Origin of the sequence: Enterobacter sp. MGH 24, assembly GCF_000493015.1 — a bacterium.
Lineage (GTDB): Bacteria > Pseudomonadota > Gammaproteobacteria > Enterobacterales > Enterobacteriaceae > Enterobacter.
Window position 1 is genome coordinate 3,946,546 of the sequence record NZ_KI535657.1, and the last position, 12,057, is coordinate 3,958,602.

Genomic DNA, 12,057 nt, shown 5'->3' on the forward strand with positions numbered 1-12,057 from the left:
AGCTAACTGTTATGGTTCGCGAAATGAATTACTTACGGTACTCGGTAACATGGCTTTGCGCCTGACGCGCAGCGGCCAGGTGATCGAGCGTAATCATCGACGATTTGCAAAAGATGCATTTCGCGCCGAGCGGGTTTTTCTCAGACATATCAAAGACTGAGGTACGGTACTGCGAGCCATGGCAGCATGGGCAGCGGAAATGAATATAAGAAGTCATAGGATTCTCCTGTGAACGTAAAAACGTAAATTACTAATGGGCCGATTGGGCAATAATGGTTTTAAACAAAACGAATCGGAAAGTAGATAAAGACCCAAGAGAGGCTGCGGAGAGGCACAACGTGATGAGAACTGCTTTATAAAACTACGTCAGATATTTATTTGGACTCAAAACCAGAAGACCATTAACGCACGGCGCTGACGACAAAGCAAGCGGTTTTATGCGTAAAAATCATAAAAATACAGTTTTTATTCCTCAGCGCGAAGTATATCAGATGGTTAAAGCATGAGATTTATGCCAACTGTTATGGTTAAAAATCACTTTTCTGCGTCTGATAGTCCGAACTTCGCCCCTATACCATAACAGCACACCGTTTGACATTGAGGCTGTGCATGTTTGGTTTAGATGCTTTTCACCTTGCGCGGATACAGTTTGCGTTTACCGTATCCTTTCACATTATTTTTCCGGCAATCACCATTGGTCTTGCCAGCTATCTTGCCGTGCTCGAAGGGCTGTGGCTGAAAACAAAAAATCCGGTCTGGCGCTCGCTGTACCATTTCTGGTCGAAGATTTTTGCCGTCAACTTTGGCATGGGCGTGGTCTCCGGGCTGGTGATGGCCTACCAGTTTGGCACCAACTGGAGCGGATTTTCACAGTTTGCGGGCAGCATTACCGGCCCGCTGCTGACCTATGAAGTGCTTACCGCCTTCTTCCTTGAAGCCGGGTTCCTCGGCGTGATGCTGTTTGGCTGGAACAAGGTCGGGCCGGGTCTGCACTTCTTCGCCACCTGCATGGTGGCGCTGGGCACCATTATCTCCACCTTCTGGATCCTCTCGTCGAACAGCTGGATGCAGACCCCGCAGGGCTATGAGATCGTCAACGGTCAGGTGGTGCCGGTGGACTGGTTCGCCGTGGTGTTTAACCCCTCCTTCCCTTACCGCCTGCTGCATATGTCGATAGCCGCATTCCTGAGCAGCGCCCTGTTTGTGGGCGCATCCGCGGCATGGCATCTGCTGCGGGGCAATAATACCCCCGCCATCCGCGCCATGTTTTCGATGGCGCTGTGGATGACGCTGATTGTCGCCCCCATCCAGGCCATGGTTGGCGATATGCACGGGCTGAACACCTTAAAGCACCAGCCTGCGAAAATTGCCGCCATTGAAGGCCACTGGGAAAACCCGCCGGGTGAGCCTACCCCGCTGCTGCTGTTTGGCTGGCCGGATATGGAACAGGAGCGCACCCGCTTTGGGCTGGAGATCCCGGCGCTGGGGAGCCTAATCCTGACGCACAGTCTGGATAAACAGGTTCCGGCCCTCAAAGAGTTTCCGAAGGAAGACCGTCCGAATTCCACCATTGTCTTCTGGTCATTCCGCATTATGGCGGGCCTGGGCATGCTGATGCTGCTGCTCGGGGTGACGGCACTCTGGCTGCGCTACAAAAAACGCGTGTATTCGTCGCGCCCCTTCCTGTGGTTTGCGCTGCTGATGGGGCCAACCGGGCTGATTGCCATCCTGGCCGGGTGGATCACCACCGAAGTGGGCCGCCAGCCGTGGGTGGTCTACGGGCTCCAGCGAACGAAGGATGCGGTGTCTGCCCACGGCGATCTGCACATGAGCGTGAGCCTTCTGGCCTTCTTCGTCGTCTATACCTCGGTATTCGGCGTGGGTTACAGCTATATGGTGCGCCTCATCCGAAAAGGCCCGCAGCCGCATGAATCATTCGCCACCGAGTCCGACGGACGTCCGGCGCGCCCGCTTTCTGCCGTCATAGCTGAACATAAGGAGCAGCCATAATGGGTATCGATCTTTCCATTATCTGGTTTGTGATCATCGTCTTTGCCACGCTGATGTATATCGTGATGGACGGTTTTGATCTGGGGATTGGCATTCTGTTCCCGGCAACGCAGAACGCCGACGATCGCGACGTGATGGTCAACAGCGTCGCGCCGGTCTGGGACGGAAATGAAACCTGGCTGGTGCTTGGCGGTGCCGCCTTGTTCGGCGCATTTCCGCTGGCCTATGCGGTGATCGTTGACGCCCTGACCATTCCGCTGACGTTAATGCTGATCGGGCTTATATTCCGCGGGGTGGCATTTGAGTTTCGCTTTAAGGCCACCCCGGCGCACCGTCCCTTTTGGGACAAGGCGTTTATTGGCGGTTCCATTCTGGCGACATTTACCCAGGGCGTAACGGTAGGCGCCGTCATTAACGGCTTTACCGTCACCGGTCGGGCCTATACCGGCGGCCCCTTTGACTGGTTTACCGCGTTTAACCTGTTTTGCGGCGCGGGGCTGGTGGTGGCTTATGCGCTGTTAGGCTCTACCTGGCTGGTGATGAAAAGCGAAAACGCGCTGCAGCAGCGGATGCGAGAGGTGTCAAAAACGCTGTTACTCGTGCTGCTGGCGTTTATTGCAGCGATCAGCCTCTGGACGCCGCTTGCACACCCGGCCATCGCTGCGCGCTGGTTTACGCTGCCGAATCTGTTTTATCTGCTGCCTGTCCCTGCCCTGGTGGTGATTTTTAGCCTGTACCAGTGGCGCTGCCTGAATAATCCCGACAGCCATAGCCGACCGTTTATCCTCACGTTGGGGCTGATATTCCTTGGGTTTAGCGGGCTTGGGATCAGCATCTGGCCGCATATTATTCCACCGTCTATCACCCTGTGGCAGGCCGCCGCACCGACGCAAAGCCAGGGCTTTATGCTGGTAGGCGCGCTGTTGATCATTCCCGTTATTCTGGTCTACACCTTCTGGAGCTACTACGTATTTCGCGGCAAAGTTCAGCATGGGGAGGGTTATCACTGATGCAACAACCGGTCTGGAAAAGATTGCTGTGGCTGGCCATTATCTGGGGCGGCAGCGTACTGGCGCTGGCTGCTGTCAGTATGCTCTTCCGCATGCTGATGACGGCGGCAGGGTTTAAATCGCATTAACGTCACTCCGGGCAACCGCTCCGTTGCCCGGTACTTTCCCCCGCACTTTCAGATAAACCCCATTAACGCGCGGCAGAGTATCGTTACACTGGAAAAAGATTCACGGTATTTATAGTTTGAGAAGAAAAATGAAAAAGCTCATTGCGTTAAGTGTTATTAGTCTTGTCCTTACCGGGTGCGTTAATCCGGGTAAAGCCTCCGTTCAGCCGGAGCAACTTAAAAACCACCGCTTTGTGCTGGAAAATGTAAACGGTAAGGCCGTGAAGACCGCGACAACGCAACCTGAGATCGGTTTTAGCGCGCTGCCAGATATCAGCCTGGTGAATAACATCAGCGTTTCCGGCCAGATGTGTAACCGCTTCAACGGACAGGGGAAATTGTCCGAAGGCGAGCTTAAGGTTAAAACGCTGGCCATGACGCGCAAGCTCTGCACTGAACCGCAGCTGAATGAGCTGGATCAGACCATCGGCGACATGCTGCGCAAAGGGGCGCAGGTCGACCTGACTGAGGACCAGTTAACGCTGGCGACAGCCGATAAAACGCTGATGTTTAAGCGTGTAGAATAATCAGTAGTTACCGCAGCTTCCAACGGCAAGCGACTGTTCACTACAGCGTTTGCCGTTTGGCAAGGCGCACATCCCAATAGCAGAACCATCAAGCTGGCGGGCGACAGACAGCGAACCGCCAATCATTGCGCAGTTGGCCTGACCAGAACTGGACATCGCCGCTCTCATTCCCGGCGCCACGTGGGCTGCCGTTGCCTGCTGGACTGGTTCATTGCTACATGCCGACAACAATAATGCGGCACACCCTACCAAAAATGCTGAGCGCATGCTCTCTCCCCCATGAATAATGCGAAACCTATGCATAATAGGCATCACATCCCGTGTCGTCGAGAGTCGAAGTGCGTATTTATGCGCTCCAGAAACAATTTCTCGCAATTTTTTCGCCAAAAGCTTGATCTACTCATTGATGGCAAGAATGCCAAGGACACAAAAGCGAAAATCGTAAAATCCCTCGTTTGCTAGAATACACTGATAATATTCAGGGTTTGTTGCCGTAACACAGACCCCTATTTTTTGCGCAATGTAAGGGTGTTGTCCTATGCAAACTATTGACGGCAATGGTGCAGTTGCCTCAGTCGCGTTTCGCACCAGTGAAGTTATCGCCATCTACCCGATTACGCCAAGTTCTACCATGGCCGAGCAGGCGGATGCCTGGGCGGGTAACGGATTAAAAAACGTCTGGGGTGATGTCCCGAGAGTGGTTGAAATGCAGTCTGAAGCCGGTGCGATTGCCACGGTACACGGTGCGCTACAGACCGGTGCACTTTCCACGTCGTTTACCTCTTCTCAGGGATTGCTGTTAATGATCCCAACGCTGTACAAACTCGCCGGTCAGCTGACGCCCTTCGTTCTGCACGTTGCTGCGCGTACCGTTGCCACCCACGCGCTCTCTATCTTCGGCGATCACTCTGACGTGATGGCCGTGCGCCAGACGGGCTGCGCGATGCTATGCGCCAGCAGCGTTCAGGAAGCGCAGGACTTTGCCTTAATTTCGCATATCGCCACGCTCAAAAGCCGCGTGCCGTTTATTCACTTCTTTGATGGTTTCCGCACCTCTCACGAAATCAACAAAATCGTCCCGCTGGCTGACGATACTATCCTGAATCTGCTGCCGCAGGCGGAAATCGACGCCCATCGCGCCCGGGCTCTGAATCCTGAACACCCGGTTATTCGCGGGACATCGGCGAACCCGGATACCTACTTCCAGTCCCGCGAGGCCACGAACCCCTGGTACAACGCGGTTTACGACCATGTTGAACAGGCAATGAATGACGTTGCCGCCGCGACCGGCCGGGCGTACAAACCGTTTGAGTACTACGGCCATCCGCAGGCGGAACGGGTAATAGTGCTGATGGGCTCAGCCATTGGGACCTGTGAAGAGGTGGTTGACGAGCTGCTGACGCGCGGCGAAAAAGTGGGCGTGCTTAAGGTGCGTCTCTATCGTCCGTTCTCGGCCAAACATCTGCTTTCGGCTCTCCCTGAAAGCGCGCGCGCCGTGGCGGTGCTCGACCGTACCAAAGAGCCGGGTGCACAGGCTGAACCCCTCTATCTGGATGTGATGACCGCCCTGGCAGAAGCCTTTAATCAGGGCGAACGTGAAACGCTGCCGCGCGTGATCGGGGGGCGCTACGGTTTGTCCTCCAAGGAGTTTGGGCCGGACTGCGTGCTGGCGGTATTCAACGAGTTAAGCGAGGCGAAACCCAGGGCGCGCTTTACCGTCGGCATTTATGATGATGTGACCAACCTGTCCCTGTCGCTGCCGGAAAATACCCTGCCCTCGACCGCCAAACTTGAGGCGCTGTTCTATGGTCTGGGCAGCGACGGCAGCGTCTCCGCGACCAAAAACAACATCAAAATCATCGGCAACTCAACGCCGTGGTACGCCCAGGGTTACTTCGTTTACGACTCCAAAAAAGCAGGCGGCCTGACCGTTTCCCACCTGCGCGTAAGCGAACAACCCATTCGCTCTGCGTATCTTATTTCTCAGGCTGATTTTGTTGGCTGCCACCAGCTGCAGTTCATTGACAAATACCAGATGGCTGAGCGCCTGAAACCCGGCGGTATTTTCCTCCTCAATACGCCTTACAGCGCGGACGAAGTCTGGGCGCGGCTGCCGCAGGAAGTTCAGGCGGTGCTGAACCAGAAAAAAGCCCGTTTCTACGTGGTCAACGCCGCGAAAATTGCCCGCGAATGTGGCCTTGCTGCGCGTATTAATACCGTAATGCAAATGGCCTTCTTCCACCTGACCAATATCCTGCCGGGCGACAGCGCGCTGGTGGAACTGCAGGGTGCGATTGCTAAAAGCTACAGCAGCAAGGGCCAGGAACTGGTCGAGCGCAACTGGCAGGCGCTGGCGCTGGCGCGCGAATCGCTGTTTGAGGTGCCGCTGCAGCCGGTCAACACCGAAAGTCCGAATCGCCCTCCGGTGGTGTCCGATGCGGCGCCTGATTTCGTTAAGACCGTGACGGCGGCAATGCTGGCCGGTCTGGGCGACGCCCTGCCCGTCTCTGCGCTACCGCCGGATGGCACCTGGCCGATGGGCACCACGCGCTGGGAAAAACGCAACATCGCCGAAGCGATCCCCATCTGGAAAGAAGAGCTGTGTACCCAGTGCAACCACTGCGTGGCGGCCTGCCCGCACTCTGCCATTCGCGCCAAAGTGGTGTCACCGGAAGAGATGGAAGCCGCGCCTGCCAGCCTGCATTCCCTGGATGTGAAATCTCGTGATATGCGCGGACAGAAATACGTTCTGCAGGTCGCGCCGGAAGATTGCACCGGCTGTAACCTGTGCGTCGAGGTCTGTCCGGCGAAGGACAGACAGGATCCGGAGATCAAAGCCATCAATATGATGTCGCGTCTCGAGCACGTTGAAGAGGAGAAGGTCAATTATGACTTCTTCCTGAATCTGCCGGAGATCGATCGCAGCAAACTGGAACGTATTGATATTCGGACTTCACAGCTGATTACGCCGCTGTTTGAGTATTCCGGGGCCTGCTCCGGCTGTGGTGAGACGCCGTATATCAAGCTGCTTACCCAGCTGTACGGTGACAGGATGCTGATTGCCAACGCAACCGGCTGTTCCTCGATTTATGGCGGTAACCTGCCTTCAACGCCCTACACCACCGACGCGAATGGTCGCGGTCCGGCGTGGGCAAACTCGCTCTTTGAGGATAACGCCGAATTCGGTCTGGGCTTCCGCCTGACCGTCGACCAGCATCGCGCACGCGTGATGCGTCTGCTGGAGCAGTTTGCCGGGCAGATCCCTGCTGAGCTCAATGACGCCCTTCACGCGGACGCAACGCCAGAAGAACGTCGTGAGCAGGTTGCCGAGCTGCGTCAGGCGCTTCAGGGCGTGGCGGGAGCGGAACAGCTGCTGACCGACGCTGACGCCCTGGTCGAAAAATCAATTTGGCTGATTGGCGGTGACGGCTGGGCTTACGATATCGGCTTTGGCGGACTGGATCACGTGCTGAGCCTGACCGAAAACGTCAATATCCTGGTTCTGGATACGCAGTGTTATTCCAACACCGGCGGTCAGGCGTCGAAAGCCACACCGTTGGGCGCCGTGACGAAATTTGGTGAGCACGGTAAACGCAAGGCGCGCAAAGATCTCGGTGTGAGCATGATGATGTACGGTCACGTTTACGTCGCGCAAATCTCGCTGGGTGCTCAGCTAAACCAGACGGTAAAAGCCATCCAGGAAGCGGAAGCCTATCCTGGCCCGTCGCTGATCATTGCCTACAGCCCTTGCGAAGAGCATGGCTACGACCTGGCACTCAGCCACGACCAGATGCGTCAGCTGACCGCGACCGGCTTCTGGCCGCTGTACCGGTTCGACCCGCGTCGTGCTGACGAGGGTAAATTACCGCTGGCGCTGGATTCGCGTCCGCCGTCAGACGCCCTGGCCGAGACGTTAATGCAGGAACAACGCTTCCGTCGCCTTAACGCGCAGCAGCCGGAAGTGGCCGAGCAGCTCTGGAAAGATGCCGCTGCTGACCTGCAAAAACGTTATGACTTCCTGGCGCAAATGGCGGGTAAAGCCGAAAAACCGACCAGCGACTAGCGCTAACTCCTCTGCCCGGCTTGTCCGGGCATTTTTTTGCCATAAAAAAAGCCCGGCGTATTCACACCGGGCGAATCCAGATAATCAATGAATATCTATTGAGTTCTCTTAATAGCATTCATGTTAATTATGGATGAATCATCTTAAAGGCATATAACGCCAGCAAGATTACCTTAATTAACGCCTGATTAATAATTTCAATTTAATATACTTACTTTTAAATCATTCATACGATCAATGATCATTTCCGCTGATTTATTCAGTTTAGATTTTACTTAGTTAGTAACAATTCTATTTTATTACTCTTACACGGGAGTGATTTAGCATGAGACAACTTTCTCATTCTGAAAGTTCAACAGGTAATTAAATAAAAACAACTGCAAAGGAATATCACAATGCAAAGAAAAGTACTGGCTCTGATGATTCCGGCTCTGTTAATGGCTGGTTCTGCACATGCAGCAGAAATTTATAATAAAGACGGTAACAAATTAGATCTGTACGGAAAAGTAGATGGTCTGCACTATTTCTCCGACGATAAAGGCGCTGACGGGGATCAAACCTATATGCGTCTGGGCTTCAAAGGCGAAACCCAGATCAACGATATGATGACCGGCTATGCGCAGTGGGAATACAACATTCAGGCCAATAACACCGAAGGGTCTGATAATCAGTCCTGGACGCGTCTGGCCTTCGCCGGTGTCAAAGTGGGCGACTACGGTTCTTTCGATTATGGTCGTAACTATGGCGTGCTGTACGACGTGGAAGGCTGGACCGATATGCTGCCTGAGTTCGGCGGCGACTCCTACACCAAAGCCGACAACTTCATGACCGGCCGTACCAACGGCGTAGCAACCTACCGTAATACCGACTTCTATGGTCTGGTGCAGGGGCTGAACTTTGCGCTGCAGTATCAGGGCAAGAATGAAGATGCCAGCAACAATCAGGAAGGCACCAACAATGGTCGCGACACGCGTCACGAGAATGGTGATGGCTTTGGTATCTCTACCACCTATGATTTTGGCATGGGGATTACTGCGGGTGCCGCCTACACCTCTTCTGACCGTACCAACGAGCAGGTGATGAACACCACAGCGGGTGGTGACAAAGCGGATGCGTGGACTGCGGGTCTGAAATATGACGCCAATAACATCTACCTGGCGGCAATGTATTCTGAAACCCGCAATATGACCCCGTATGGTGATAACACCGACGCCGTAGCGAACAAAACCCAGAACTTCGAAGTGACTGCGCAGTACCAGTTCGACTTCGGCCTGCGTCCATCCCTTTCCTACCTGCAGTCTAAAGGCAAGGACCTGGGCAACGGTCAGGGCGATCAGGATCTGGTTAAATACGCTGACGTAGGCGCGACCTACTACTTCAATAAAAACATGTCCACCTACGTTGATTACAAAATCAACCTGCTGGATGAAGATGACAGTTTCTACAAAAACAACGGCATTGGCACGGATGATGTCGTCGCGTTAGGTCTGGTTTACCAGTTCTAATTGTCAGAGCCCGCATCATGATGCGGGCTCGTTTTTTTGAAACTCGTCACAAAAGACAGTTTCAGAAAGCGGTTGGTTGAGGGTAAGTTGAAAGAAAGCTGGTTAAACTCAGGTGATAGCCCTTTCGTCACTAAGGATAACAGCGTTGTTTAGTCGTGTATCCCTTGCAGTACTTACCCTTTTAGCTATGCTGTGGATGGCGTTAATTTTTGATTTTGGTGATATTGTCGGGCATCTCGGCGCGCTGTTAAACCATCTGGATGGCAGTTAACTATACTGATTAAAAAGCGGCCAGACGGCAATCATGCCTGCTCTTCCCCTTTCTCGCGAAAAGAGAGATAGCCAAATACGCCACTTTTCCCATCCGTGGGATGGTTGACACCGTCCATCACTGTTACCAGAGGGAAATCAAACGGAGAAACGCTTTCAAAACAGGCGACGTTCACGCCGTATTCATTTGGATTAGAACGCCTCTGATGGAACGTGTAAATTCCGCACACTGAGCAAAAGAAATGCCGTGCCGTGCCCGTGTTAAAACGGTACTCGGTGAGCTTATCTTCCCCTTTGGTCACCTTAATCCCTGACAAAGGCGCAGAGACAACGACCGCACCCCGCATGCGACAAAAAGAACAGCTGCAGCGCCGCGCGGTGTTCAGGCCATCGGTAAGCTCAACGGTGAATGCCACCGCGCCGCAATGGCACTTCGCATTACGTCTTTCAGCCATGGGCTATACCCCTTTTCTCACCAGCTCGGCGGCTTTCACGAAAACCTCGTCTTCTACACCATCGCCTTTTTGCCTGCCGAGCCTGACCAGCTCATCGACAATGCTGTTGCGATGGATCGGTTTCTGCGCAGAAACCAGCCCAATAACGGCGGCCCCAATCGCCAGCCCCACTAATCCGGTTTGTTCATCTTTGTTTTTCATATTCATGCTCCTGGTACAACAAACAAGCGTAGCAGGAATACGGTAAAACGGAATGCCGGACACACGCTCTGTGAATATTATTTAAACAGTTCAGGCAGGTACGACTTCCAGAATCGACAGATACGAACGGGTGTCTATTATTTTGTTCAACTTCAGGTTGGTCTGTTCAAACAAGGCCTGATACTCAGACTCTGTTCGTGCCCGTCCTCCATCAAAGCTTGTTAACAGAAGAAGGTCAATTTCAAATCGACCCTGTTCATTATTTTCTTTTTTAATAAGTGGCTCAAAAATTAATAGCCGGGAATTTTCTTTCATTACATTTCTGCAGCATTGAAGTAACTGAATGGACTTCTCATCAGGCCAGCCCATCAAAATATATGTCCGCCGTTAGAATCTCGGCGTGAGTCCATATTTTGGCGTGTTGATATTTGCCGACCAAATTTTGATGTCATTTTGCAGGAGAATAGTGAAATCAGATTTCAGGTGCATCACCATACCATTGACGCTTTCCGCATCCACCACTGAAAAATGCTCAATTCTGTTTTGCCCTATCTGGACACAATTATATTTGGCGGGCAGCACTTTACCATTGACATTTAGCGGTAGATTATTCTCACCACAGCGGCCTTCCGTAATATATGACACGAGCAAATTAGCGGATTTCCTCCCAGGCTGGAATACGCTCACCATGACGGGATAACCTGCCGAGGTCTGCGTCATATCGTAAAGCACCGCATTTTTCATATACCAGGTGTTATATTCCCGCTCCTGAAAAGCGGACCAGGCAGGCGCAGTAAAACACGCCAACACTGCCAGCATAATAGATACTATTTTCATGGGATGTCATCGTCCGTGGTGTTGCACGTATTATTCAGATTGTGCAAAAAACAGCAACAACTTAAGAATAGTCCTACTACTATTGGCAGTGATGGAGGGTTAATTACCGCATGCGCGATGCGGTGTGTCTCCTGTTGCTAACGTATGTTCGCTTTATTTATTCCGACCGGCCATTCGGATCGCTTCCAGACCGACGCGCTGTCCGAATGACAACTCTAACGTATTTCCATCGGGATCGGCAAAAAAGACATAGTAGCCGACGGGATCGCCTACATTCTCAGGCGCCTTCCTTAGCACACCTTCAGCGGTGGCCATCGCGGTTTTTCTGTCAATTTCTTCGCGGTTCGCGCAGGCAATACCCAGATGCCCGAAGCGACCCAGTGGCGTGTCGGTCACGGTGTCGGCCTGTACCAGAACCAGTGCAAAAGGACGGGTATGGTCGCTAAGCCATGCTACTTTTCTTGCATCAGGGATGTCGGGTTCACGCAAATGAATGACCTCCATACCGGCATAGCGACGATAGAAGGCAATACTCTTTTCCAGGTCCCTGACCATAAACGCGACATGAGTGAAACCTACATCAATGTCTTTCATTTTAATGATGTTACTCCTTTATCAACGTGGTGCTGACATCTTAAAAGCTCAAGTTAACTTGATGTCAATACGCTCATAACGAAGAAACAGGAGAGAAATGGTAAACCGCCGCCATCACGGCGATGCTGACGACAATGCTCAAGAAAAAGTAGGTTTTGAAAGGCTGCTTTTGTGTTTTATGGCGAAAGAGCTGTTGGCCCACAATGGCGCCAGGCCAGCCTCCGGTCACGCCAAATACCAGCAACGTCGCTTCCGGCACTCTTCTCATCCCCTTCCGCGCCGCCATTTTATCGGCACCATATAGCACCACTGTCAGCACATTGATCAGCAGAAACCACACGACCACAGGATTCGATGATAAAAGGCTGCCGATTGCAGCGAATATCAGGAGTGAGTAACAAAAGCGATTGAGAGTCAT

14 protein-coding genes are annotated in these 12,057 nt (G+C 52.9%); 6 read left to right on the top strand and 8 right to left on the bottom strand.

Features of this window, described 5'->3' with window-relative positions; translation table 11 throughout:
- Window positions 1–28 precede the first annotated feature (28 nt).
- Window positions 29–217, bottom strand: coding sequence for a cold shock small protein YmcF (locus L370_RS03475; protein ID WP_023335881.1), 189 nt, complete (start codon window positions 215–217; stop codon window positions 29–31).
- 392 nt (window positions 218–609) lie between these two features.
- Here L370_RS03475 and L370_RS03470 point away from each other — a divergent pair, with 392 nt between their 5' ends.
- The 4 genes from L370_RS03470 (at window position 610) to hslJ (ending at window position 3,714) form a co-directional block, all read left to right on the top strand.
- The gene (locus L370_RS03470; protein ID WP_023335882.1) at window positions 610–2,010 is read left to right on the top strand and encodes a cytochrome ubiquinol oxidase subunit I; all 1,401 of its coding nucleotides are present in this window, start codon (window positions 610–612) and stop codon (window positions 2,008–2,010) included.
- Window positions 2,010–3,020 carry a cytochrome d ubiquinol oxidase subunit II gene (gene cydB, locus L370_RS03465; protein WP_023335883.1) on the top strand — a complete coding sequence of 337 codons (1,011 nt, stop codon included), beginning with the start codon at window positions 2,010–2,012 and terminating at the stop codon, window positions 3,018–3,020. Before L370_RS03470 ends, cydB begins: the two co-directional genes overlap by 1 nt.
- Window positions 3,020–3,148, top strand: coding sequence for a DUF2474 domain-containing protein (locus L370_RS03460; protein WP_008501283.1), 129 nt, complete (start codon window positions 3,020–3,022; stop codon window positions 3,146–3,148). Before cydB ends, L370_RS03460 begins: the two co-directional genes overlap by 1 nt.
- Before the next feature lie 128 nt (window positions 3,149–3,276).
- Complete coding sequence (gene hslJ / locus L370_RS03455; protein WP_023335884.1) at window positions 3,277–3,714, top strand: heat shock protein HslJ; 438 nt, start codon at window positions 3,277–3,279, stop codon at window positions 3,712–3,714.
- On the opposite strand, the gene L370_RS03450 is transcribed toward hslJ, so the two are convergent.
- Window positions 3,715–3,981: a putative hemolysin gene (locus tag L370_RS03450; RefSeq protein ID WP_023335885.1), complete on the bottom strand. Its 267-nt coding sequence runs from the start codon at window positions 3,979–3,981 to the stop codon at window positions 3,715–3,717. It lies immediately after the preceding gene.
- A 271-nt stretch (window positions 3,982–4,252) separates the two neighbouring features.
- Between L370_RS03450 and nifJ the strand changes: the two genes are divergently transcribed.
- Together nifJ and ompC are read left to right on the top strand one after the other, a co-directional pair.
- On the top strand, window positions 4,253–7,777 hold the full coding sequence (nifJ, locus tag L370_RS03445; RefSeq protein WP_023335886.1) for a pyruvate:ferredoxin (flavodoxin) oxidoreductase: 3,525 nt from the start codon (window positions 4,253–4,255) through the stop codon (window positions 7,775–7,777).
- Window positions 7,778–8,172: 395 nt separating this feature from the next.
- The gene (gene ompC / locus L370_RS03440; RefSeq protein ID WP_023335887.1) at window positions 8,173–9,282 is read left to right on the top strand and encodes a porin OmpC; all 1,110 of its coding nucleotides are present in this window, start codon (window positions 8,173–8,175) and stop codon (window positions 9,280–9,282) included.
- Between the two features lie 302 nt (window positions 9,283–9,584).
- On the opposite strand, the gene L370_RS03435 is transcribed toward ompC, so the two are convergent.
- The 6 genes from L370_RS03435 to L370_RS03410 form a co-directional block, all read right to left on the bottom strand.
- Complete coding sequence (locus tag L370_RS03435; protein WP_023335888.1) at window positions 9,585–10,007, bottom strand: GFA family protein; 423 nt, start codon at window positions 10,005–10,007, stop codon at window positions 9,585–9,587.
- A gap of 3 nt (window positions 10,008–10,010) precedes the next feature.
- Entirely contained in the window at window positions 10,011–10,208 is a 198-nt protein-coding gene (locus tag L370_RS03430) for a hypothetical protein (protein ID WP_023312007.1), read from the bottom strand.
- A gap of 90 nt (window positions 10,209–10,298) precedes the next feature.
- Window positions 10,299–10,577 (bottom strand): methyltransferase, encoded by a 279-nt coding sequence (locus L370_RS03425; protein WP_023335889.1) that lies wholly within the window; start codon window positions 10,575–10,577, stop codon window positions 10,299–10,301.
- An 18-nt stretch (window positions 10,578–10,595) separates the two neighbouring features.
- On the bottom strand, window positions 10,596–11,045 hold the full coding sequence (locus L370_RS03420; protein WP_023335890.1) for a hypothetical protein: 450 nt from the start codon (window positions 11,043–11,045) through the stop codon (window positions 10,596–10,598).
- 153 nt (window positions 11,046–11,198) lie between these two features.
- A complete protein-coding gene (locus tag L370_RS03415) occupies window positions 11,199–11,639 on the bottom strand; it encodes a VOC family protein (RefSeq protein ID WP_023335891.1) in 441 nt (146 codons plus the stop codon).
- A 73-nt stretch (window positions 11,640–11,712) separates the two neighbouring features.
- A complete protein-coding gene (locus L370_RS03410; protein ID WP_032666729.1) occupies window positions 11,713–12,057 on the bottom strand; it encodes a DUF1294 domain-containing protein in 345 nt (114 codons plus the stop codon).